Below are 24,760 nucleotides of genomic sequence, written 5' to 3'. Positions count from 1 at the left end.
TATATTACTCAGCTTCAGAAACAACTGTGAAGCGTTCGTTTACGTGTTTTGGATTTTCGATTTCATCAAGTGCTGCAACTGCGAAGTCTTCGTAACTTACGTAGCTATCACCTTTTGAGTTAACAAGAAGGTTGTCTTTTCCAGCTGTATAAGAGCCTGTGCGTTTTCCTAATGCAAATAGTGCAGAAGGGCTGATGAATGTCCAAGTAATATCTTTAGTTTGTTGCAAGATTTCTAAGTTTTTACCTTGGTTTTGAGCTGTTGCAAGATATTCATTTGGGAATCCTGGTGTATCAAATACACGTGTTGTTTTCTCTTCGTCTACAAATAAGCTACCAGCGCCGCCAACAACAAGTAATTTTGTATTTGGTGCACCTTTCATAGCTTCAATTAGTACATTTCCTGCATCTACGTGAAGGTGTTCTTCGCCTCCTGGAGCGCCGAATGCATTTACAACTACGTCAAATGCTTGTAGGTCATTAGATGTCAGAGCGAATACATCTTTCTCTAAAACTTTTATATTTTCTTCTGTAATTTTTGCAGCGTTTCTTACGATTGCAGTTACTTCATGTCCGCGATCTAATGCTTCTTTTAAAATACGACTTCCTGCTTTACCAGTTGCTCCGATGATTCCGATTTTCATAATAAATCCCTCCAAAGTGTTTTGTTAAAATGTATATCTGAAAGTAAATGAATGTATTGTAATTAGGTTTGTTACAACCTGATGTAACTATTATAGTTACAGGTTGGTATTTTTGTCAATGGTGTTGTTTGTAGATTTATTTTTTGTTTTAGTATGTACATTTAAAGGGAGGAGAGTCATAAAAAGATTGTTACGTTATAAATCACTAACATTTGGAAAAGTGTAAATTGTCGAAAAATGTTGATTTTTAAATGTTTTTTAAATATAATTCGTTTTATGGAGAAAAGGAGGGGTTAATTGTATGGATATTTTAGAGCAATTTGTTTCGTCAACGAATACAATTCTTTGGTCATATATTCTTATTGCAATGTTAATTGGTTTAGGTCTTTATTTTTCTATTAAATTGAAATTCGTACAAATTACTCATTTAGGGGAAATGGTTCGATTAATGAGTGATGGATTAACTGGAAAGACACGTAAAAAGGGAAGTGTATCGTCATTCCAAGCATTTTGTATGAGTTCAGCAGCTCGTATTGGTATCGGGAACTTAGCTGGTGTAGCGCTAGCTATTTCTATGGGAGGACCTGGAGCTGTATTTTGGATGTGGGTTATTGCGATTATTGGGGCGTCTTCAAGTTTCGTAGAAAGTACGCTTGCGCAAATTTATAAAATAAAAGATGGCAGTGGCTTCCGTGGTGGTCCTGCTTATTATATGGAAAAAGGTTTAAATAAACGTTGGATGGGAATTTGGTTCTCTATTCTAATTACAATTACTTACGGATTAATTTTCAACTCCGTACAAGCAAATACAGTTACATTAGCATTTAAAAATGCTTTTGGTATTGAGCGTTACGTTGTTGGGATTGTGTTAGCGGTATTAGTTGCGGTTATTATTTTTGGTGGTGTAAAAAGTATTGCGCGTATGTCTGAAATGATCGTTCCGCCAATGGCGCTTATTTATATTGCAGTAGCAATTTTCGTCGTTATTAAAAATTATTATTTAATACCGGATATGTTTACAGAAATCTTTAAAGGGGCATTTGGTTTAGATTCAGCTGTAGGTGGCGGTATCGGTGCTGCAATGAAGTTTGGTATTCAACGCGGATTATTTGCGAATGAAGCAGGTATGGGTAGTGCGCCAAACGCGGCTGCAACAGCTGATGTAACGCATCCAGCGAAACAAGGATTTATTCAAACAATCGGTGTTTTAGTAGATACGTTCTTAGTATGTACATCAACAGCGTTTATCGTACTATGTTCTGGTGCATATAAAGCAACAAATTTAGAAGGTATTGAATTAACGCAAAATGCATTAAGTTCACAAATTGGCCCATGGGCAAGTAGCTTCTTAGCGATTATCATTTTCTTATTTGCTTTCAGTTCACTTCTAGGAAACTACTATTATGGTGAAACGAATATTGAGTTTATTAAGCAAAGTAAAACTTGGTTAACGATTTACCGTATTGCGGTAGTGGGAATGGTATTATTCGGTTCTATTGCGACGCTTCAAGTTGTATGGAATATGGCAGACTTATTTATGGGTCTAATGGTAATCACAAACTTAATTGCGATTACACTTCTTGGCCGATTTGCGTATGCTGCGTTGGCGGACTATGTGAAACAAAAGAAACAAGGAAAAGATCCGGTATTCAGTGCAGATTCTATTCCTGGTTTAACGAACACAGAGTGTTGGGATAAGCCGGCGGTAACAGATAAAGAAAAAGCAGTATAATAAAAAGGCGAGCATCGAGATGAATTCGATGCTCGTTTTTTTATTATAATTAATGATATTAAGGCTAAAAGATGATTAATATAATTTTTATAAAAAATACGGATGTTATAATTGTTAACATTTTCATGTTATAAAACCTTACATTTCTTGTCGAAAATTCTTGATTGTTAAAAGTTTTTAGAATATAATCTTCTTAGTGTTATGAAGAGGGGGAACGCAATGATGGATTTTTTAACTAGTGTTATTGGGGATATAAATAATGTTCTATGGTCATATATTATTATTGCAATGCTAATTGGACTTGGGCTTTATTTTTCTTTCCGAGTAAAGTTTGTTCAAATACGTTACTTTGGAGAAATGATTCGTTTACTTGGGGATGGAGCGAGTTCAAAAACAAGAAAAGCGCAAAAAGAAAAAAGTGGTGTATCGTCATTCCAAGCATTTTGTATGAGTACAGCATCTCGTGTAGGAACTGGTAACTTAGCTGGTGTGGCAATTGCGATTTCAGCAGGAGGACCAGGAGCTGTATTTTGGATGTGGTTAATCGCGGTAATTGGAGGAGCTTCTGCATTTGTAGAGAGCACATTAGCGCAAATTTATAAAGTGAAAGATGGGAACGCATTCCGCGGTGGTCCAGCGTATTATATGGAAAAGGGTTTAAAGAAACGCTGGCTAGGAGTTGTCTTCTCTGTTCTAATAACAGTTAGTTTCGGATTAATTTTCAACGCCGTGCAGTCAAACACAGTAGCCGCGGCTTTTGATGGAGCATTTAACACAGATGGTAAGTTTGTAGGTCTGTTTATGGCTGGTTTACTTGCAATCATTATCTTCGGCGGAGTAAAACGTATTGCACGTGCGGTTGAAATGATTGTTCCAGTAATGGCAATTATATATGTAGCAGTGGCATTATTCGTTGTTGTAACAAACATTACGGCAATTCCATATGTATTTAAAGAAATTTTCTTACATGCTTTCGGAATTAAAGAAGTAGTGGGCGGGGGATTAGGAGCTGCGATTTTACTAGGGGTAAAACGTGGATTATTCTCAAATGAAGCAGGTATGGGTAGTGCGCCAAACGCAGCTGCGACTGCAAACGTAACGCACCCAGTTAAACAAGGTTTCATTCAAACTTTAGGGGTATTTACAGATACATTATTAATTTGTAGTTGTACAGCATTTATCATTTTATTATCAGATGTGCCTGGAGCGGCTGATTTAAACGGAATTCAATTAACGCAACAAGCATTAAGTCAACATATCGGACCGTGGGCTTCTATATTTGTAGCAGTTGCAATCTTCTTGTTTGCATTTAGTTCATTAGTAGGTAACTACTACTATGGTGAAACAAATATTGAGTTTTTAAATGGAAGTAAAGTTTTACTAAATGTTTATCGAATCGCGGTACTTGGTATGGTTATGTTAGGTTCTGTAGCAACAATTCAAATTGTTTGGGACTTAGCAGATTTATTCATGGGTATCATGGCTATTATTAACTTAGTGGCGATTGTATTCCTTTCTAAGTATGCTTTTGCGGCATTATCAGATTACGTAAAACAAAAGAAACAAGGAAAAGATCCTGTCTTTTATGCGGAGTCTATTCCGGGTTTAAACAATACAGAGTGCTGGGACAAGCCAGCAGTAGCAGATAAAGAAAAAGCTGTATAATAAAAAGGAACGAGCATTAGAGAAATTTGATGCTCGTTTTTTTTATGGTGATAAACTAAAGGAAGAGGGAAAATACGAACATTAATGAGTATTTTATAATAAAATGTATTTTTTTAAGAAAAATGCGGATGTGAGTTATAATTTGTGTTAGAATGGAAAATGGCTTTGAGACAAGAGATTTTATGGTTTTTCATATCCAATTGAAGGTTTTGGAGGAGAAATGGAAAGTTCGGATTATTCCTTGTTTTGAGTAGTCAGACGTTCAACGTTAATGAAGAGTTAAATGGAGGATTTTATTAATGAAGTTTGTTATGTTTCTTGTAGGACTACTAGTTGTATTCGTACTCGGCTTTCTTATAAGTTCTGATCGTAAGAAGATCAAGTATAAACCAATCGCAATTATGCTTGTTATTCAGCTAGCGTTAACGTATTTCTTATTAAATACGCCAATTGGTTATATTTTAGTAAAAGGAATTTCAGATGGATTTGGAGCGCTTCTTGGATACGCGGAATCTGGAATCGTTTTCGTATTTGGTGGTCTTGTTAATAAAGGAGAGGTTTCATTCTTCTTAACAGCTTTATTACCAATCGTATTCTTTGCAGTGTTAATCGGAATTCTGCAACACTTTAAAATTTTACCGATATTTATTCGTGCTATTGGTACTATGCTAAGTAAAGTAAATGGTTTAGGAAAATTAGAATCATATAATGCAGTAGCGGCCGCAATTGTTGGGCAAGCAGAAGTATTTATTACAGTAAAAGATCAATTAAGTAAAATCCCAAAACATCGTTTATATACACTATGTGCATCTTCCATGTCGACAGTATCGATGTCGATCGTTGGTTCTTATATGAAAATGATTGAACCAAAATATGTAGTAACAGCACTTGTATTAAATTTATTTAGTGGTTTCATTATCATTCATATTATTAACCCGTACGATATTACAGAAGAAGAAGATACACTGAAGTTAGAAAATAAGAAAAAACAGTCATTCTTTGAAATGTTAAGCGAATATATTATGCTTGGTTTCACGATCGCGATTACGGTAGCAGCAATGTTACTTGGTTTCGTAGCATTAATTACAGCAATCAATAGCTTGTTTGATTCAGTGTTCGGTATTACATTCCAAGCTATTTTAGGATATATTTTCTCTCCATTAGCATTCGTAATGGGTATCCCGCAAGCAGAAATGGTAACAGCGGGACAAATTATGGCAACAAAATTAGTATCAAACGAGTTTGTTGCGATGCTTGATCTAGGAAAAGTAGCTGGTGATTTATCAGCTCGTACAGTTGGTATTCTTTCTGTATTCCTTGTATCATTCGCGAACTTCTCATCTATCGGAATTATTGCAGGTGCAACGAAAGGGATCGATGAAAACCAATCAAACGTTGTTTCATCATTCGGATTACGACTTGTATACGGTGCGACATTAGTAAGTCTTTTATCCGCGATTATCGTTGGTGTTATGTTATAAACAAAGATGGCCCTAGCTTATAGCTAGGGCTATTTTTTATGGTAAATTTGCATGAAAAAACCAATTAGTTAGGAATATATTAACATATAAAAATCTTTTAAAATTTATATTGCATTTCGATTAGATAACGCTTACAATTTGATTTGTAGGTGGTATCAATTTCAGACTTTCAAGTATGGTAGGAGAGAAGAAGCTACCTTTTATAAATTGCAATTTATGTAAACGCTTACTGATTTTAGAAAACAGTTGAATAATATTTAGGGGTTTAAAATTTTTTTAACATCAATGGTCAGACGTCATTCGTTATACGTTATACGACCGATAACTCGTGGGAGAAGTGGAGGATTCACATATGAAAATCGTAATGTTTCTAGTCGGTTTACTTGTAGTATTTGTACTAGGGTTCCTTATCAGTTCAGATCGTAAGAAAATTAAATATAAACCAATTGCACTTATGCTTGTCATTCAATTGGTACTTGCGTATTTCTTACTAAATACAAAGGTCGGATTTGTATTAGTAAAAGGGATTGCAGATGGATTTGGCGCTATTTTAAAATTTGCGGAAGCAGGGGTTAATTTCGTATTTGGTGGTCTAGCAAATGATGGACAAGCACCATTCTTCTTAACAGTATTATTACCAATTATTTTCTTAGCAGTACTAATTGGAATCTTACAACATATTAAAGTTTTACCGATTATCATTCGTGCAGTCGGTTTCGTATTAAGTAAAATTAACGGTTTAGGAAAACTTGAATCATATAACGCAGTAGCAGCGGCAATTGTCGGCCAAGGTGAAGTATTTATTACAGTAAAAGATCAATTAAGCAAATTACCGAAAAATCGTTTATACACACTTTGTGCATCATCAATGTCAACAGTTTCGATGTCAATCGTTGGTTCTTATATGAAGATGATTGATCCAAAATATGTAGTAACAGCACTTGTACTAAACTTATTTAGTGGATTTATTATCATTCATATTATTAATCCGTATGATGTGAACGAAGAAGATGACATTTTAGAATTACAAGAAGATAAGAAACAAACATTCTTTGAAATGTTAGGCGAATATATTATGCTTGGTTTCTCTATCGCTGTAACAGTAGCGGCGATGTTAATCGGTTTCGTAGCATTAATTACAGCAATTAACGGTGTATTCGATTCAATTTTCGGAATCACATTCCAAAGCATTTTAGGATACGTTTTCTCACCGTTAGCATTTGTAATGGGTATTCCAACATCAGAGATGCTAACAGCAGGACAAATTATGGCAACGAAATTAGTAACGAACGAATTCGTTGCAATGCTTGACCTTGGAAAAGTAGCTGGTGATTTATCAGCTCGTACAGTAGGTATTTTATCTATCTTCCTTGTATCATTTGCGAACTTCTCATCAATCGGAATTATCGCAGGTGCAACGAAGAGTATCGATGGCAAACAAGCAAACGTTGTATCTTCATTCGGATTAAAACTTGTATACGGTGCAACGTTAGTAAGTATATTATCAGCGATTATCGTTGGGGTTATGCTTTAATAAATTAAGAAAAGCAATGAGCGTAGGCTCATTGCTTTTTTATTTAACTTGCTCTATCTAAGTCTCTTTTAAATTGTGGTTTCTCCAAATAAGTTCCAAGCCTCCATATATACTCAACAGGACCCATTCGATATTTTCGCAGCCAATATGTGCTAACAAATAATTGAATTGTATAGATTACAATCGTTAAAAGAATACCGAAGAAATATCCTATTTTACCGAATAAGCCAAAGCCGTATGCGTAAAAAATTGTTGTTGTGATAATAGACTGGGCTAAGTAATTACTAACCGACATTTTTCCCATATTGGCCATATATGTTAGTAGACGGGTTGCTTTTTTGTAATGGAATAATAAAATAATTGTGCTTCCGTAAAAGAAGGTCATGGTTACTGGTGTAAGGCCGTCTTGTAACATAAGTAAAATAGGATGTTTAACGAACATAGCTGAAGTTTTGATTGTAAAAGAGAAAATACCAGTAAGAATCCAGACCTTTTTGACAGCAGAGATATGCTTATCAATCTCAAATAACCATCCTTTTTTTCCTACGTACATACCGATTAAGAAGAGTGGAGATAGGAAAATGAGTGTGAAAAGTGTTATAAAGGTTAATCCGAAGAAACCGTCAATGCCTATATATTCGAAAGGATTTTCAGTTAACCTAAAGTTGACATGATCCATATAGCTTCCAGTCTCATGAACTTTATGTTCTTTTTCAATATAAGGAGCAAAATCAGTAACATTTGTATTTGGGTCAGTTGAATAAGTCATAAGTGTAAGGAGTGCGAGTAGAATAGTTGCCCAAATTAATAATGTTTTTGGCTTTCTGTTTATAAACATCAGTAAGAAAATCCCGATGAGGCCATATGAGAATAAAATATCCCCTGACCAAATGAGCACGCCGTGAATAAAACCTAGTAGTAAAAGAATAAGAATACGACGTAAATATGTAGGGGAAAACTTTTTTCCTTTTGCGACAATGCTTTTTTGTAACAAAATAATGCTAAGACCAAATAAAAAAGAGAATAAAGAAATGAAATTTTGTGTGCCAAAAAATTGAATAAACCAATTAGCACCTTTATCGAGTCCGCCAAATATATAGGATGGTTTTTCATTAGCGAAGAACCCGAATTGAATTAATGTTATATTAACAAATAAAATACCAAATAAAGCAAAACCACGCATTGCATCAACAACTTCTACACGTTGATTCATTTTTTCTCTCCTTTTATATCATTTTATATTGAAAATAATACCATTTTATAGTTGGCACTATGTCAAATATGAGGAAATTTAAGGTGATTTTAAGCTAAAGAGAAAATAAAAAATCACCTTAATACATTCATTAAGGTGATTGAAATATTATTCAGCTGGAGGCGTAAATGTACGTTTCTCTAATTCAGCATCTAGCATAAATAGTGCGTTTGAATCGCTTGTAATACGTTTTAATTTTTGGATGATGCTATCAAATGAAGCTTCTTCTTCTACTTGCTCATCAACGAACCATTTTAAGAAGGTAATTGTTGCGTGTTCACGCTCATCCCAAGCGATATCAGATAAGTGATAAATGCGCTTCGTTACTTCACGTTCATGCTCAAGTGCTACTTCAAAAGCATTCAATACAGACTCATATTCGTTATTAGGATGATCAAATCCAGTAATAATAGCGCGCTCGCCGCGGTCATTAATGTAGTTGTAAAGCTTCATTGCGTGGAAACGCTCTTCTTCAGCTTGTACAAGGAAAAAGTTAGCGAATCCATCGTAGCTTTCCGCTGTACAGTAAGCAGCCATTGCCATATAGGCGTGGGCAGAATAAAATTCAAAATTCATTTGTTCATTTAGTGCGTCGTGCAATTTTTTAGATAACATAAAATCCCCCTTATTATTTTGACAAGAACATTATATCACAATTGATAATGTTCTCATTTAGATGTTTCAAATCTTTTTGAAAGCTTTGTGACGTGTGTTTCCATAATGTCTTGTAAATCCAAATCATATTTTTGTGAAAGAACAATAAGATTAGATAGTACATCACCAAGTTCTTCTTTTAGTTCTTGTTTTAGCTCTTCTTGTGTTTTTATTTGTTCATCGGGGCGATCACGACCGATTTCAATTGCGCGAACAACGCGTGAAACTTCCCCAACTTCCTCAGTTAAGAAATTTAAGCGAATAAAGGAGTTGTACTGTGACCAGCTTCGTTTTTCGTAAAATTCCTCCACCCATCTTTGAAATGCGACGATATCCATTTCTTCCTCATCCCTTCAATATGTTGTACAATACTCATTGTATCATAACAATATATAGTTTCGGGGTGTAGGAATGAGAAAGATTTGTGTGTTTGCAGGTTCAAATTTAGGGGGAAGACCAGAATTTAAAGAGCAGGCAATAGAGTTAGGGAAAATGTTTGTTGAGAACGATTATGAGCTTGTATACGGCGGTTCATGCGTTGGATTAATGGGAGAAGTAGCAAACGAAGTTCTTCGTTTAGGTGGACGTGTAACAGGTGTTATGCCGCGTGATTTATTCCGTGGTGAAATCGTTCATACAGGATTAACAGAATTAATTGAAGTAGAAACGATGCACGAACGTAAAGCAAAAATGGCAGAGCTTGCGGATGCTTTCATTGCATTACCAGGCGGATACGGAACATTTGAAGAATTATTTGAAGTTGTATGTTGGTCACAAATTGGTATACATGATAAGCCAGTTGGTTTATTAAACATTAAAGACTTTTACGGGCCAATTCTGCAAATGGTTGATCGCGCAGCGGAAGAAGGCTTTATGAATCCATCGAATAAAGAGTTAATCGTTTCCGCTGAGACGGCAGATAAACTAATTCATGAAATCCAAAATTACGAGCGTCCTGTCTTGGGGACGAAGTGGAAGCAATTATCATAGTACATTTTTATAGCGATTTATAGAAACACATGTCTTTTTATCGCAAAAAGGCATGTGTTTTTAATATAGTTAAATATGTTAATGTTAAAATATAAAGTTTTCAAAAAGGAGAAATAGATGGAGGAGTTTGTGTATTTACGTCCTGTTTTTAAAAGTATTTTAGCAGCGTCTATTCTTGTTATGCTAATTGTTTTAAGACAGAAGAAAGAGCTAATTAATGAGTTTTCGCTTTGGTTTATTTCGGTTATATGTATTGGTGTTTCTGCGATAACACTTGTTATGCTAGGATTTATTGCTGATGAATATAGTTTAGGTGGCGATGTGCAGTCTTCTAATATGTTTATTGGGATTGTTTTGATCAGTGGTCTGAATTTCGTTATCTACTATAGACGGAAATAAAAAGGAAGGCATTCCATATTACTTTGGAATGCCTTTATCATTTTGATTGCTTTGTTTTTTATACAGGTGCCAGCCACCCCAGCCGCCACCAATTGCTACAACAACGAGGAAAGCATAGTCTTTAACCTCGACACGTATATTGAAAATATTAGCTATAAGTAAGAGAATCCCAACTGTTATTAACGCAAAAAATGCTCTAATTAAGTAGTCTTTCAACTGAACCACTCCCGCCATTTAAGTAGTAAATGATGAATATGGAAAAGCTTTTTTGGATCTATTTTACTAAAGGGTGTTACCTATATTTTAACATAAAAGGGATTGTAATATATTGATAAAAGTAGAGGAGAGGGGGGCTAATATTGTCGTGATTTGTTGGTAAAGCGATATTCTTTGTCGAAACGTTGATATATCGTGAGTTGCGATCGATATAATTTTATGTATTATCAAGTGCGACCAATTAATAAAAAAAAGCGACTCTGAACGAGCCGCTTCCGCTTTTAGTGGTATCTAGCTCCAGCGGCTAGAACAGTCGGTTGTTTCACTCCTTCATTCGAGGCAAAAAGCGCCTCGGAATCAGGAGTTCCAACACCCTCCTGTTCTGAACGAGCCGCTTCCGCTTTTAGTGGTATCTAGCTCCAGCGGCTAGAATCTCCGGTCATTTCGCTCTCTCGCTCGAAGCAAAAAGCGCTTCAAGGTCGAGAGCTCCAATGTCCTGCGATTCTGAGCGAGCCGCTTCTGCTTTTAATCTATTATTGATTCAAGAATGCACGTAGCATCCAAGCGTGTTTTTCTAGTTCTGTGTAGATGCCTAGTAGTAGGTCAGATGTCATTTCGTCGTCAGATTCTTGAGCGATTACCATGCCTTTTTTCAGTTCAGTTAGCATCATTTCGTAGTCTTTCATGATTGCTTCGACCATCCCTTCTGCAGTTTCTCCGTAAGCTGCTTCTTGAATAGAAGATAGTTCTAAGTATTCTTTCATTGTTGCTACTGGTTTGCCGCCAATTGCTAAAATGCGTTCTGCGATTTCATCGATGTGAGTAGCTGATTCTGTGTAAAGCTCTTCAAATTTTTCATGTAGTGTGAAGAATTGAGGTCCTTTTACGTACCAATGGAAGTTGTGTAGCTTTGTAAATAAAACACTCCAGTTTGCTACTTGTTTGTTTAATGCTTCGATTACTTGTGTATTCATTATGATCAATCTCCTCTTGAGTTATTATTTTATATGAATTACTAATTTATAATTATTATAATCTAGTAATTTGTATAAATCAACCCTTTTGCTGGAATTAATTTGAACAAATTATGAACTGTTGTAAATAAAAAATCCCTATTACTGTGAAGTAATAGGGATTTTTATTTGATATATAGCTCCAGCGGCTAGAATGTTCGGTGGCTTCGCTTCTTCCTGCGAGGCAAAGAGCGCCTCTACGTCAAAAGCTCCATCCTCCTCACATTCTGAACGAGCCGCATCCGCTTTTAATTATTATATAGCTTGTTTCTTCTCTTCTAAATCTTGCCCATCCCAACACTCAGTATTTTTTAAGCCAGGGATAGAACTTGCAAGGAAAACAGGATCTTTTCCTTGTTTCTTTTGTTTTATATAGTCTACTAATGCTGAGTAGGCAAATTTGCTAAGGAATGAGATGGCAATTAAGTTTGTGAGTACCATTAGTCCCATGAATAAATCAGCTAAGCTCCAAACTGTTTGAAGGGCAGCGGTTGATCCGAAGAAAACCATTCCTACAACTGCAACACGATAAATCATTAACCATGTTTTGCTTTCTTTAATGAATGCGATATTTGTTTCACCATAATAGTAGTTTCCAAGTAAAGAACTGAAAGCGAATAGGAAAATAATAATCGCTAAGAAAGTGCTAGCCCAAGGTCCGATTTGTGAACTTAATGCTTGTTGTGTTAATTCAATTCCTTGTAAATTTGATCCTTTGTAAAGTCCAGAACATAATACGATAAATGCTGTTGATGTACATACTAAGAATGTATCTACGAAAACACCTAATGCTTGAACAAGTCCTTGTTTTACAGGATGAGATACATCTGATGTTGCAGCTGCGTTAGGAGAGCTACCCATACCTGCTTCTGTCGCGAATAAACCGCGCTGAATTCCGAACTTGATTGCTGCTCCAATACCACCAGCGATGGCTTGGTCTAAACCAAATGCGCCGTTAAATATTTCCATGAAAATGCTTGGTAACATATTGAAGTTGTTAATAACGACAAAAACAGCTACGCCGATATAAATGATTGCCATTGGAGGAACAATCAATTCTGTAATACGTGAAATGCTTTTAATACCACCAAAAATAATAACAGCAACTAATAAAGCTAATACAGCTCCTACGATAGTTCGCTCTAGTCCAAAAGCATTTTCAAACGCTATTGTTACTGTATTTGCTTGTACTGAGTTGAAGATTAATCCGTATGCAACTGTAATGAGAAGTGAAAACCAAATACCCATCCAGCGCTTGTTTAAGCCTTTTTCCATATAGTAAGCAGGACCACCACGGAATCCACGTCCGTCTTTTACTTTATAAATTTGTGCGAGAGTACATTCTACAAAACTAGTAGCTGCACCGATAATGGCGATAAACCACATCCAAAATATTGCGCCAGGTCCACCCATTGAAATTGCTAGTGCTACACCAGCTAAGTTCCCGATACCAATACGTGCAGCTGCACTTAAGCAAAATGCTTGGAATGGAGAGACGCTATCTTTTTTCTTTTCTTTTCGATTGAACCCTTTACTAATTAAACTGACCATTTCACCGAAATGAGTAATTTGGACAAATTTTAATTTAAAAGAGAAATAAAGACCGAAGCCGATTAGCATTGCAATAAGAATATATGACCACAAAATATTATTCGTTACTTCAAGGAATCTGCTAAAGATATCAACCATATAATACACTTCCTTTTTTTCATAATAAGAAAAGTATATGCAAAAAGTATACCAGAATCAAATCCTGTAAAAAAATATGTTACTTAAATGTGTTTTATGTTATGATTAAGTTACATCGTAAAGTTTTTAGAATTATTTACATTTTAAAAAACTAAATTTAAAGCGAGAAAGAGGGGATAATTTGAAAGAAGAATCTTTATTGAAAGTAAGCCTTAAGATTTTGAAAACGAGAAGTAATTTATTTTTTATCGTTACATCTTCAAGTATGTTTCTAGGAGCTGCTTATTATTACAATAAAAGATTTCCAAATCACAAATATCCTGAATGGTTAGAATTTCTAAAATTGATTGGATGAATAAAAGACAGAAAAACAGAAAATTTAAATATAAATCCGTTGAGGAGGAGTTAAAGATGAATATTAGAGAAAGTGAACTTCCAGGTATCGGTTACAAGTTTCAAATCGTTACGAAAGGTAACGAAAAAATGGTGATTGTTATTCATGATGATGGGCGTAGAGAAATGTATCATTTTGATTCAGATCATGAAGAAAGCATCTCAAGTATTTCATTGCGCGACTCAGAGGCAAGACAAATTGCAGCAATATTAGGTGGAATGGTATACAAACCTAGAGCATTAGAAAATGTTGAGATGGTCTTTGAAGGTTTAGCAATTGAGTGGTTTAAAGTGGAGAATGCAGCTCCGGCAATCGGAAAAACAATTGGCGACCTTGAAATAAGAAAAACATATAGCGTAACGATAATTGCAGTTATGAAAAAGAATATGAAAAAGCTATTTAATCCAGGTCCAGACACGGTGATTGAAGAAGGAGATATGCTTGTAGTTTCTGGTGAGAGAGAAGAAATTAAAAAGATTATTAATGAATTACTTTCGAATAGGGGGACTGACTAGATGGATACTTTAATTTTTGAAGTTGGTACAGCTTTAGTTTTAGTAGCAATTGCGGCGGTAATTGCTGGAAAGTTTAAATTCTCAGTAATTCCTTTTCTAATTGTTCTTGGGATGTTAGTAGGGCCGCACGCGCCGACAATAGGTGTTATCGATCTCAAATTTATTGAAAGTGCAAGTGTGATATCCTTCCTTGGAAGGATTGGCGTTCTGTTCCTTCTTTTCTATCTCGGATTAGAGTTTTCGATGAAAAAACTAATTAAATCTGGACGTTCTATCGCGATTGGCGGAACAATCTATATTTTGATTAACTTTTCACTAGGATTATTATACGGATTTATAATGGGGTTCCCGTTACTCGAAATCTTAATTATTGCGGGTATTATTACGATTTCTTCTAGTGCTATCGTTGCAAAGGTATTAGTTGATTTAAGAAGAACTGGTAATAATGAAACCGAATTAATTTTAGGAATTATTATGTTTGAAGATATATTCCTTGCTGTATATTTATCAGTAGTTTCTGGCTTAGTTCTTGGGGATCATGCTTCCTTCTTAGGTGCCCTTACTTCAATTGGAATTGCTTTAGGATATATGCTTCTATTCTTTATTGTGGCTAGAAAAGCAACGCCGTTATTAAACAGATTGCTCAATATTAGTTCAGATGAAATTTTTATTATTGTAGTATTTGCTTCGTTGTTCTTTATTGCAGGTTTTTCAGAAACAATTCACGTTGCAGAAGCAATCGGGGCACTTCTTTTAGGGTTAGTTTTCTCTGAGACAGAGCATAGTGATCGAATTGAACATCTTGTTGTTCCATTTAGAGACTTCTTCGGAGCTATCTTCTTCTTCAGTTTCGGATTAAGTATCGATCCGTTTTCATTGGGCGGAGCAATATGGTTAACGTTAGGTGCTGTACTTCTGACGATAATCGGAAACTTTGTAGCAGGGATGATTGCGGGACGACAAGCTGGATTATCTCATAAAGCATCAACAAATATTGGATTAACAATCGTTTCAAGGGGAGAATTCTCAATCATTATGGCTAATATCGGTATCGCGGGTGGGTTAATGTCGGTATTGAAACCATTCTCAGCACTATATGTGCTTATACTATCCATTTTAGGTCCCCTTCTAACGAAAGAGTCAAAGAATGTATATAAACTTTTAAATAAAATCTTTAAGTGGGATACAAAGAATAGCTAAATTTCAAACAATTGACGTGTAAGGTCAGATTTTATATAAGGTATTATCGTGAAGGAATCTATAGCTAAATAGATTCCTTTTTTTATGGGAAATTAATAACTGGCTGTTATTTGTTAGAGAAGGATATGTTTAATATTTTACATATTGTGGCATACATATAGGAAAAGGGAGTTTAGGAAGGGGATTATTGAGAAATGGAACTCCAGTTTCAAAATGTATATCAACAAGTTGAGAATTGGTATGTGTTGGATTCGGAGCTTCCTTGGGATGTCAAAAAGTTAAGAAATGATTTGTTTTCTCTTATTGAAGTAAGTGCAACGCCAGTTATTTTTTGTGATACGTGTGATGCGAATCATGTACTTTTATCATTAGGAGAAGAAGAAGAGGAGTTTTTATTCCCAGTAGGTGGTTTTTATCATAAAGAAAAACAATTAATTTTCGTTTGTATGTGGGAAGAATATGAGCAAGTGCTCAAAACGCTATTGCATGAATTCAGGCATGCGATGCAGCATAAGGACGATGTACTATATGTTGGAAATGAACTATACGAAGAAAGATGGATTGAGAAAGATGCGAGGCATTTCGCGGAGAGGAAGCTAGATGAATATAAAAATAGAAATTTAATCTGAAGCATAGTGGAGGAAAAACACTGTGCTTTTATTTGTTGCTAATTAAAAATAAGTAGTTGACCTTTAATAAGTTTAGTTCTAAACTAATAGTATCAAATGAGCGAGGTGATGGAATGAAAGCAGAGGAAAGACTTGGATTAATATTATGGTTTCGTTTATCACGCTTTTATAATAGAAGTATTCGTGAGACGAATCAGCATTTGAAAAAGTGGAATGTATCTGCCGCTCAGTTTGATGTATTAGTTCAAATTGGAGGAAACGATCGTTTAACGCAGCAAGAACTTGGAAATAAGTTGTTTGTTACGAAAGGAAATGTTACTCAACTTTTAAATAAGATGGAGCAACTAGATTGGATTCAGCGTGAACAAGAAGGTACTACGAAATATATTTCATTAACAGAAAAGGGAAAGGTTCTATATGAAGAAATAGTCCCGCCGCAAGAAACATTTCAAGCAGAGCAATTTGATAAGTTAAATAGAGAAGAACAAAAACAATTATTAGAATTACTGAAGAAGTTGCAGTGATAAAATTAAAAATAAACATCTCGATTTCGAGATAATATGAGGTGAAGGATATGTTTAGAAAAGTTGATCATAAAAATATGGGAAGAGCAAATCACGGTTGGTTAAATACACATTTTCATTTTTCCTTTGCAAATTATTATAATCCAAACAACATGAATTTTGGATCAGTACGTGTTATGAATGATGATTTAATAGCGCCACAAACTGGTTTTGATATGCATCCGCACCGTGATATGGAGATTATCTCTTACGTTATAGATGGTGAATTAACACATGAAGATAGTATGGGGAACCGCGGGACAATTGAGCGTGGGCATGTTCAATATATGAGTGCAGGTACTGGTGTATTTCACAGTGAGCATAACTTAGGAAGTGAAACATTACGTTTATTGCAAATTTGGATTTTACCAGACCGCGACGGTCATAAACCAAACTATGGTGAGTTTAAATTTGATTGGAGTAAACGTGAAAATGAGTGGTTCCATATGGTATCTCCTTCTGATGGAGATGCACCAATTCATATTCACCAAGATGCAAATTTATATTCTTTATCATTAGAAGCTGGTAAAGAAATTCATTTTCCTGTTAAAGAAGGACGTCAATTGTACCTTGTACAAATTGAAGGTAGCAGCGTTGTAAACGGTGAAACACTTGTAATGCGTGATGCAGCGGAGGCTGTAGAAGAATATATTCGCATTCAAGCGAAAGAGAAGTCTCACTATTTAGCGATTGAAATGAAAATGGAATAAAGTGGAACTTTAACCCATGGCGGTTTTAAGTATGTGAATAGCGAGATGAAAAGTTATAGGGAAGAGGATATCGAAAACGATATCCTTTTTTGTGTGAGTTAAATTAACAGAAAAAACTTTCTCAATTTTTGAGAGCAGGTATTAGAAAGATTATTCAGAATATTTATAAAGGTGTTAAAAACTTTTAGGGAAATGGGGAGTGTTAGATTGAAAAAGCAAGTAATTTCATCAGCATTAGCATTAACTGTTATCGCAAGTGGGTTTGGGGCATTTGGAGCAACTACGACGAAAGCAGAAGAGCAAAAAATCCAGTATCACCAAGAGTTTAAAACACCAGCTTACATAGGTGAAGAATGGAAAGCGCCGGAAGGACTAGATAAAAAAGAGACGGTCTTTCAATATTTAGAGAGTAAAAAGGATATGTTTAAACTAGCGGGAAATATTGACAAACATTTCAATATCGTTGGTGAAGAAAAAGATGCTGAGTCTGGTACAACACATGTGAAGTTAGTTGAGAAGCATAATAACATTCCTGTGTATGGTTCAGATCAAACGGTTACGCTTGATAAAGAGAATAATGTAAAAGCATTTTTCGGACAAGTTATTCCGAGTTTAGATGATAAAAATATTCCTACATCTGCAAGTATTAGTGCGGAACAAGCAGAAACGATTGCAAAAGCTAATATTGAGAAAGAAATTGGTAAAGTAAAGAATTATGATGGTGTGAAAAAAGATTTATATGTGTATGAAAAAGATGGTCAATACTATCTTGCATATCTTGTAAAAGCGTCGGTTTCGAAACCAGCTCCAGGATATTGGCATTACTTTGTTGATGCAACAAATGGAAATGTTATTGAGAAATATAATGCTGTAGATAACATTACTGGATTTGGTTACGGAGTATTAGGTGCTAGACAATCATTTGAAATTGCTCAAGATACGAAAACAGGAGCGTTCAACTTATTTGATGGTACACGAGGACAAGGTGTCCATACGTTTGATGCAGAGAATATGAACGAAGACTGGTTTAATTTATTCTCACAAATTCTTGGATATACAGGAGAAGAAATTGGAAGTAAATCTAAGTTCTTCGAAGATAAAGCGGCAGTTGATGCGCATGTGAATGCAGGAAAAGTATATGATTATTATAAAAAGACATTTAACCGTAACTCTTTCGATGATAAAGGTGCAAAACTTATTTCTGCTGTTCACGTAGGTGAATCTTGGAATAACGCAGCGTGGAACGGTGTGCAAATGATGTATGGTGATGGAGATGGTAAGACATTTATTCCATTATCAGCAGGGCTAGATGTTATTGGCCACGAATTAACGCATGCTGTAACTGAACATACAGCAAACCTTGTTTATAAAGATGAGTCGGGTGCGTTAAATGAATCGTTATCTGACATTATGGGTGTAATGGTAGAGAAGAAGAGCTGGGATTTAGGAGCTGATATTTATACACCTGGTAAACCTGGTGATGCACTTCGTTCTCTGAAGGATCCAGCATCTATTCCAAACCCATTAAAACCAGGTGAAGGTTACCCAGATCACTATAATAAACGTTATACTGGAACAGCTGATAATGGCGGCGTTCATATTAACAGTAGTATTAACAATAAGGCGGCGTATTTAGTGTCTGAGGGCGGCACGCATTACAATGTGAAAGTAACTGGAGTGGGCCGTGAAGCAACAGAAAAAATTTACTATCGTGCTCTTACAAAATATTTAACTGCAAACTCTGATTTCAAAATGATGCGCCAAGCTGCACTTCAATCAGCAGAAGATTTATTCGGTAAAAACTCTAAAGAGGTACAAGCTGTAACGAAAGCTTATGATGCAGTAGGAGTAAAATAATAAGAGAAAAAAGACCTGACTGGATTGTCAGGTCTTTTTCTTATTTAATCACGAATACCTAATGCAATTTTTGCCATACGTGACATACGTTCTTTTGTCCATGGCGGATTCCATACAACGTTTACTTCTATTTCATTTACTTCAGGTACGTTCGTTGATAATACTTTTTTAACGTCTGATACGATTTGGCCAGCCATTGGACAACCGATAGAAGTCATTGTCATTGTAACGACAGCATTATTATTTTCATCCGCTGTAACGTCATAAACTAATCCGAGATTGATAATATCAACACCTAATTCAGGGTCAATAACAGCTTCTAAGTTGGCATATAACTTTTCTTCAAATGCTTGTTGTGACATGTGTAGCACCCCCTAAATATTAATGATATCGGTTCTCATTATAACGGATATGCGGGATAAGTGCAGGAAATGAGCTCAAAAAAATATTCCTCTCTGAGAGAGGAATATTTTTTTGAAAAGCTATTCAGTTTTAAAATGAGATACAAGCTGATCTAATTCTTCAACTGTTTGTTTCATTTGTTTTGCAGTGAGAGTCATTTCATTCATCACGATGACTTTCTGTTCAGCAGATTGTGCCGTTGCGGCTGTTTCACTAGATACTTCATTTGAAATAGAAGCGATGTTATTAAGTGAAGCGTTCATTTCTTCAGCGCTTGCAGCCATTTCTTCAGCAGTTGCTGATATGTCTTGCATTTGAGTTGATACTTTATTTACTTGTTCAACAATTGTTGTGAAAGAAGTACCAGCCTCACGAACGACAGTAATGCCTTCAAATGCTTCAGAACGACCTTTAGACATCATAGAGTTAGCAGTTTCCGTATCATTTTGAATTTGATGAAGCAATTGGTTAATATCTTTTGCCGCTGTTTTTGATTGTTCCGCAAGTTTACGAACTTCATCAGCTACGACAGCAAATCCTTTTCCTTGTTCACCAGCACGAGCCGCTTCAATAGAAGCATTTAAAGCAAGTAGATTTGTTTGTTCAGCGATATTAGAAATAGATTGTACAGCTGTATCAATATATTTTGTATGAGTGATTAGACGTTCGACTACTTCTGATGTAGCATTTACAGCTTCATGTATCGTTGTCATTTGTGAAACAGATTTTTGGATAACAGTACTTCCGTCGTTAGCGTGTTCAGATGTAGCTACAGCAAGTTCGGCTACAGATGAAGCAGATTCAGCGATACGCTGAACACTTATTGCCATATCATCCATCGCAGTCGAGCTTTCTTCCATACTAGAAGTTTGCGATTGAATACTTGAATTTAAGTTGGACATCGAGTTTTGAACTCTTATTGTTGCCTCGCGTGATGTATTAGTCTTTTCTAGCATATTTTCAGAAGCTGTTTGTACTTCTACAGATGTTTTTTGAACACGATTAATGATATGTTGCAGGTTTTCTAACATTTTATTAAACGATGATGCAATTGCACCGATTTCATCATTGCTATTTACTTGTAGACGGGCTGTTAAGTCGCCTTCTTGAGAGGCTAATTCTTTTAGTTTAGTATCAATTTGTTGAATTGGTTTTACAAGCTTACCAGAGAACCACCATGCAAGAATAATTGCAGTTACAATACAAATAACAAGTGATAAGAAGACAACATATTCAATTCGTAGTGAAGATTGATCGATTTTTTCAATAGATTGTTCACGTAATTTAGCTTGTTCATTACTGTAATTTGTGAAATCACCGATTACTTTATAAACAGTGCCATTCTCTGTAGAAGCTACTTGTAAAGCTTCTTCCCATTTTTGTTCTTTTGCAAGAGTGAATACTTTCTCTTCAATGAACTTTCTCCAAGTGGATCCTAATTCCATTGTGCTTTTCACGGACTGAGAAGTGTTAGGGTTAGAAAGAAGTTGCCCTTTTGTATCTTCAAGACGTTTACTCATCTCATTAAACTTGTCTAATTCGACTTGATCATGTTGTAGTAAATAACCTCTTAAAGCAGAAAGTTGTACTTGATAAGCGTCTCCGCGCTCTTTCAATTCTGTTGCAAGAGGAGAAATTTCTTTTTGTAATGTTTCAGCTTTATGAGACTGATCCATGGTAAAGAATAAAATAAAAGCTAAGGCGATGCCGAATAAAGCGCAAATCATTCCCATCATGAACATTAGTTTTTTTCGAATGCTAATAAAATTCATATGATAAAAATCCTCCTTGTAAAATCTTAGTATTAGAATTAATTAATTAATGTAAAAAATTGAAAGAAAGCTTTACTCCATCTGGAATAAAGCTTTCTTCTTTCCTTTAGGAATTATAGCAGACAGAATGGGAGATAGAAAGAGATATTTTAGCGTGAAAAAAGAGAGACTCTAAATCGCTCTTTCTAACAATTTAGAGTTCGTAGAAGTATAAATGAAATTTTCATTTTAACTATTTGTTTTGAAATGAGAAACGAGCACTTCAAGTTCTTGCACAATTGTTTTCATTTCTGATGATTTTTTAGCAACGACACTCATTTTGTTTACTTGGTCACCAGCTGAAGTTGCTGTTTTCGATGTTTCGGCAGCAACTTCATTTGAAATAGAAGCGATATTATTTAAAGCTGCATTCATTTCTTCAGAACTTGCGGCCATTTCTTCAGCAGTTGCAGACATTTCTTGTATTTGTGTAGAGAAATTGTTAATGTGATTAACAATTTCTGAGAATGAAGATCCAGCGGTACGAATGACTGTAATTCCTTCAGAAGCTTCTGACTGACCTTGTGTCATCATGTCATTTGCTATTTTTGTGTCCGCTTGAATTTGATGAAGTAAATGGTTAATGTCATTTGCTGCTAGCTGAGATTGTTCAGCAAGTTTTCGTACTTCATCGGCAACAACAGCGAATCCTTTTCCGTGTTCACCAGCACGGGCCGCTTCAATAGAAGCATTTAAAGCGAGCAAATTCGTCTGCTCGGCAATATTAGAAATAGATTGAAGTGCAGTATCAATATGATTCGTATGTGTAATGAGTCGCTCTACCACTTGTGATGTAGCGTTAACAGCTTCGTTAATTGTATGCATTTGTGTAATAGATTTTTCAATGACTTTATTTCCATCATCTGCTTTTTCAGAAGTTGTAACAGCTAGGCTAGCGGCAGAAGAGGCAGCTTGTGCAATGCGCTGAACACTCGTTGCCATATCATCCATTGCGGTTGAACTTTCTTCAATGCTAGAAACTTGTGAACGAATATTGTGCTCAAGAGCATTCATAGTCTCTTTAGTTTTTGCGGTATTTTCCATAGAAGCAGTTGTTTCGATAAACACATTTTCAGAAGCTTCTTTTACACTTGTTGATGTTTGTTGAACTTGCTTTATTATACGCTGTAAGTTAGCAAGCATTTGATTAAAGGAATTTGCGATGTCACCAATTTCATCTTTACTCGTTACGTGTAATCTAGCGGTTAAATCGCCATCTTGAGAAGCTAATTCTTTTAACTTCGCATCAATTTGTCGAATCGGTTTAACGAGTTTACCAGAGAACCACCATGCCAATAGAATAGACGTTAATGTACATGTAATGAGTGAGAAGAAAATAATATATTGAATAAGGGATGAAGAAGACTCTACGTCAGCAATTAATACGTCCCGTTTGTCATTTTCTTCATTTGCATATTTAGTAAAACGACTTAAAAGATCATTTACATAATCTGTTTGAGCAAGAGCAATTTTGGATGCTTCATCCCATTTTCCTTCCCGTGCAAGAGGGAGGACTTCATTATCTACGACGCTGCGCCATTTTGCTCCCATTAAAATGGCCTCTTTCATTCCTTCTGGGAGTTTTTTATCACTTGTTACTTTCTCCCTAGTATCAGCTAGTTTTTTTCCTTCCCGGTTGAATTTATCCAATCCTTTTTGGTCATGTGATAGTAAATATTCTTGTAAACCAGCGACCTGCGCTTGGAACCAATCGCCACGTTCTTTTAAAATCGTTGCTCTTTTCGATACATCATTCTTTAATGTTTCGATTTCACTTGCTTGATTCATCGCGAATGAAAGAATAACAATAAGAGCAATGCTAAATAAGGAAGAAATGCTTAAGAGTGTGAACAGTAGTTTTTTTCGAATGCTAACATATTCCATTGTTACCCCTACCTTTTTCAAAAAACTATTTATTGTAATTTATAAATATTGAGAACGAAACTAATAAAAACATAATTAAGAAGTTATTAATCTGTTCAATGAAAATTATAGCAGATAATGGAATATGGCAGATTAATGTGAGTAAATGTTCTTAAAATGTATACATTTGTATATCAAAAAATTCATAAATAAAAATCAGAAATGGTATTGTAATTTGAAATAACATCCTGTATACTTCTAATTAGTTGATAACGATTATCACTATCAACTGAACATTACTCTTCGTTATGTTGGTCATACCCCTTTTTGACGACGTAAGTCAGAGACGAATGTTGAAATATCTTGTGTCCTATTCTACAGAATTATGGTAATCTCCAACCTCAACTTATATGCGTAAGCATGCAAAAAAAGGATCCTATCCGTGAAGGGATCCTTTTTTGCATGTTGTCGCAATTAATGTATATAGACCGGGTATACGCTTTTCAATTCCCTCTGGTGCAGTAGAAGGGAAAACCCACTTTTGATGAGATCCGTGTTCTTCAATCAATTTTTCAACCTTGAAATTTGTTTCTGCCATTGATGTAATTATTTCTCCTAGTGTCCAGCGCCTAATTTTTGTTCTCGGTAAAGCGTATTTCTGTGATCCCGTAAGGAGAGTACTATAAGCTACGTCATCTTCAATTAGTTCCTCGTCGAAATAATTTCCATTTGCTCGAAATGATGGATGATCTACTCCTAATAATTTTGTATAAACGGGATGATAGTCACGTAGTATAAAGGTCCCATCTTGTTTTAGTAAGTGAGAGATTATATGAAAGAGTGGCTTTAAGTCTAAAAAGTAATGGAGCACGCCAAGTTCCAGTAACACGATATCAAATGATTGGGATAGATTTAAATCTAGTACATCGGAAATGATATATTGAATAGAGACACCAGCAGCTTCGGCTAGTTCGGTTGCGTATTTTTCATTACTTGCTGAAATGTCTACAACTGTTACATCGGCTCCTAAAAGAGCAAGAGCAACTGCTTTATTTCCTTTTGATCCGAGTAAATTAATAATACGCTTTCCTTTTGGAGATTGTATGTAAGGTAAATAATGATTTACCTCGCGCACGGGATCTTCCATGAGCTTTTTCGCATAATCCTCTGGCGCCCCGTGGCGATTTGTCCAAGCTTCATAAGCAGCTGCGTTCCAGCTTTTTTCATTAATAGTACTTAGTTGTTTTTGATTCAATTTTATCACTCCTTTTGTGAACGTATAGTTATTCGGTGAATGAGTAGGATTTCCTGTTTTTTTGAATAAAAGTTTGATTTTTCTGTTGTTAAGTCGTAAAATACGTTTTATACATAAAAGCGTTGAAAAGGAAAAGTAGAATGAAATCATTCTGTCCAGAGAGCTTCGGTAGCTGAGAAGAAGCAAGAATATTCATTTGAACAATGGCCTTTGAGCTTCGTCCTGAACTTATCAAATGATAATAGTAGGCGGCGACGAGAGTTGGTACTCGTTATCAAAACCACAGTATAAGA

At 35.4% G+C, this 24,760-nt stretch carries 23 protein-coding genes and 1 other annotated feature (1 of these 24 running past the window's edge); of the genes, 12 read left to right on the top strand and 11 right to left on the bottom strand.

Going from position 1 to position 24,760, the window contains the following annotated elements; genetic code table 11:
* Window positions 1-4 precede the first annotated feature (4 nt).
* Window positions 5-643, bottom strand: coding sequence for an NAD(P)-dependent oxidoreductase (locus NSS74_RS21895; RefSeq protein ID WP_002143691.1), 639 nt, complete (start codon window positions 641-643; stop codon window positions 5-7).
* Window positions 644-944: 301 nt separating this feature from the next.
* On the opposite strand from NSS74_RS21895, the gene NSS74_RS21890 reads away from it, so the two are divergent.
* The 4 genes from NSS74_RS21890 to NSS74_RS21875 all read left to right on the top strand — a co-directional run bounded on the left by NSS74_RS21890 (window position 945) and on the right by NSS74_RS21875 (window position 7,055).
* Window positions 945-2,375, top strand: a complete 1,431-nt coding sequence (locus NSS74_RS21890) for an alanine/glycine:cation symporter family protein (protein WP_012261958.1) — start codon at window positions 945-947, stop codon at window positions 2,373-2,375.
* Window positions 2,376-2,597: 222 nt separating this feature from the next.
* Window positions 2,598-4,040 (top strand): alanine/glycine:cation symporter family protein, encoded by a 1,443-nt coding sequence (locus NSS74_RS21885; protein ID WP_033708503.1) that lies wholly within the window; start codon window positions 2,598-2,600, stop codon window positions 4,038-4,040.
* 299 nt (window positions 4,041-4,339) lie between these two features.
* Entirely contained in the window at window positions 4,340-5,521 is a 1,182-nt protein-coding gene (locus NSS74_RS21880; RefSeq protein ID WP_002089478.1) for a NupC/NupG family nucleoside CNT transporter, read from the top strand.
* 352 nt (window positions 5,522-5,873) lie between these two features.
* Window positions 5,874-7,055: a NupC/NupG family nucleoside CNT transporter gene (locus tag NSS74_RS21875; RefSeq protein ID WP_002143688.1), complete on the top strand. Its 1,182-nt coding sequence runs from the start codon at window positions 5,874-5,876 to the stop codon at window positions 7,053-7,055.
* A gap of 43 nt (window positions 7,056-7,098) precedes the next feature.
* Here the strand turns inward: NSS74_RS21875 and NSS74_RS21870 are convergent, their stop codons facing one another.
* The 3 genes from NSS74_RS21870 to NSS74_RS21860 form a co-directional block, all read right to left on the bottom strand.
* Complete coding sequence (locus NSS74_RS21870) at window positions 7,099-8,268, bottom strand: DUF418 domain-containing protein (protein ID WP_340814323.1); 1,170 nt, start codon at window positions 8,266-8,268, stop codon at window positions 7,099-7,101.
* A gap of 147 nt (window positions 8,269-8,415) precedes the next feature.
* The gene (locus NSS74_RS21865; RefSeq protein ID WP_002015996.1) at window positions 8,416-8,922 is read right to left on the bottom strand and encodes a ferritin; all 507 of its coding nucleotides are present in this window, start codon (window positions 8,920-8,922) and stop codon (window positions 8,416-8,418) included.
* A 53-nt stretch (window positions 8,923-8,975) separates the two neighbouring features.
* Window positions 8,976-9,299, bottom strand: coding sequence for a MazG nucleotide pyrophosphohydrolase domain-containing protein (locus NSS74_RS21860; RefSeq protein ID WP_002143684.1), 324 nt, complete (start codon window positions 9,297-9,299; stop codon window positions 8,976-8,978).
* Window positions 9,300-9,372: 73 nt separating this feature from the next.
* On the opposite strand from NSS74_RS21860, the gene NSS74_RS21855 reads away from it, so the two are divergent.
* On the top strand, window positions 9,373-9,951 hold the full coding sequence (locus NSS74_RS21855; RefSeq protein WP_445661828.1) for an LOG family protein: 579 nt from the start codon (window positions 9,373-9,375) through the stop codon (window positions 9,949-9,951).
* A 117-nt stretch (window positions 9,952-10,068) separates the two neighbouring features.
* Window positions 10,069-10,350, top strand: a complete 282-nt coding sequence (locus NSS74_RS21850; protein ID WP_002015993.1) for a hypothetical protein — start codon at window positions 10,069-10,071, stop codon at window positions 10,348-10,350.
* 18 nt (window positions 10,351-10,368) lie between these two features.
* Here the strand turns inward: NSS74_RS21850 and NSS74_RS21845 are convergent, their stop codons facing one another.
* From NSS74_RS21845 to NSS74_RS21835, 3 genes are all read right to left on the bottom strand, one after another.
* A complete protein-coding gene (locus NSS74_RS21845; protein WP_002143682.1) occupies window positions 10,369-10,566 on the bottom strand; it encodes a hypothetical protein in 198 nt (65 codons plus the stop codon).
* 533 nt (window positions 10,567-11,099) lie between these two features.
* The gene (locus NSS74_RS21840) at window positions 11,100-11,540 is read right to left on the bottom strand and encodes a Dps family protein (protein WP_002034654.1); all 441 of its coding nucleotides are present in this window, start codon (window positions 11,538-11,540) and stop codon (window positions 11,100-11,102) included.
* A 294-nt stretch (window positions 11,541-11,834) separates the two neighbouring features.
* A complete protein-coding gene (locus NSS74_RS21835; protein WP_002143681.1) occupies window positions 11,835-13,268 on the bottom strand; it encodes an alanine/glycine:cation symporter family protein in 1,434 nt (477 codons plus the stop codon).
* 411 nt (window positions 13,269-13,679) lie between these two features.
* Here NSS74_RS21835 and NSS74_RS21830 point away from each other — a divergent pair, with 411 nt between their 5' ends.
* The 6 genes from NSS74_RS21830 (at window position 13,680) to NSS74_RS21805 (ending at window position 19,136) form a co-directional block, all read left to right on the top strand.
* Window positions 13,680-14,177 (top strand): cation:proton antiporter regulatory subunit, encoded by a 498-nt coding sequence (locus NSS74_RS21830; RefSeq protein ID WP_001026068.1) that lies wholly within the window; start codon window positions 13,680-13,682, stop codon window positions 14,175-14,177.
* Window positions 14,178-15,377, top strand: coding sequence for a cation:proton antiporter (locus NSS74_RS21825; protein ID WP_002143677.1), 1,200 nt, complete (start codon window positions 14,178-14,180; stop codon window positions 15,375-15,377).
* A gap of 194 nt (window positions 15,378-15,571) precedes the next feature.
* On the top strand, window positions 15,572-16,006 hold the full coding sequence (locus NSS74_RS21820; RefSeq protein ID WP_002015986.1) for a DUF3920 family protein: 435 nt from the start codon (window positions 15,572-15,574) through the stop codon (window positions 16,004-16,006).
* A 113-nt stretch (window positions 16,007-16,119) separates the two neighbouring features.
* Window positions 16,120-16,530: a MarR family winged helix-turn-helix transcriptional regulator gene (locus tag NSS74_RS21815; RefSeq protein ID WP_002089461.1), complete on the top strand. Its 411-nt coding sequence runs from the start codon at window positions 16,120-16,122 to the stop codon at window positions 16,528-16,530.
* A gap of 50 nt (window positions 16,531-16,580) precedes the next feature.
* Window positions 16,581-17,279: a pirin family protein gene (locus NSS74_RS21810; RefSeq protein ID WP_002143676.1), complete on the top strand. Its 699-nt coding sequence runs from the start codon at window positions 16,581-16,583 to the stop codon at window positions 17,277-17,279.
* 207 nt (window positions 17,280-17,486) lie between these two features.
* Window positions 17,487-19,136 carry a M4 family metallopeptidase gene (locus NSS74_RS21805; protein WP_012261952.1) on the top strand — a complete coding sequence of 550 codons (1,650 nt, stop codon included), beginning with the start codon at window positions 17,487-17,489 and terminating at the stop codon, window positions 19,134-19,136.
* Window positions 19,137-19,180: 44 nt separating this feature from the next.
* Here the strand turns inward: NSS74_RS21805 and NSS74_RS21800 are convergent, their stop codons facing one another.
* The 4 genes from NSS74_RS21800 to NSS74_RS21785 all read right to left on the bottom strand — a co-directional run bounded on the left by NSS74_RS21800 (window position 19,181) and on the right by NSS74_RS21785 (window position 24,467).
* On the bottom strand, window positions 19,181-19,498 hold the full coding sequence (locus tag NSS74_RS21800) for a metal-sulfur cluster assembly factor (RefSeq protein ID WP_002015982.1): 318 nt from the start codon (window positions 19,496-19,498) through the stop codon (window positions 19,181-19,183).
* Between the two features lie 120 nt (window positions 19,499-19,618).
* Complete coding sequence (locus NSS74_RS21795) at window positions 19,619-21,310, bottom strand: methyl-accepting chemotaxis protein (protein ID WP_340814320.1); 1,692 nt, start codon at window positions 21,308-21,310, stop codon at window positions 19,619-19,621.
* 228 nt (window positions 21,311-21,538) lie between these two features.
* Window positions 21,539-23,233: a methyl-accepting chemotaxis protein gene (locus tag NSS74_RS21790; protein WP_340814319.1), complete on the bottom strand. Its 1,695-nt coding sequence runs from the start codon at window positions 23,231-23,233 to the stop codon at window positions 21,539-21,541.
* A 415-nt stretch (window positions 23,234-23,648) separates the two neighbouring features.
* Window positions 23,649-24,467: a class I SAM-dependent methyltransferase gene (locus NSS74_RS21785; protein WP_016102239.1), complete on the bottom strand. Its 819-nt coding sequence runs from the start codon at window positions 24,465-24,467 to the stop codon at window positions 23,649-23,651.
* Window positions 24,468-24,580: 113 nt separating this feature from the next.
* Window positions 24,581-24,760, top strand: a binding site (T-box leader); it runs 91 nt beyond the window's last position.

This window comes from Bacillus sp. FSL E2-8868, assembly GCF_038005505.1.
GTDB classification, from domain to species: domain Bacteria; phylum Bacillota; class Bacilli; order Bacillales; family Bacillaceae_G; genus Bacillus_A; species Bacillus_A mycoides.
This window is presented reverse-complemented; position numbering and strand designations above follow the sequence as displayed.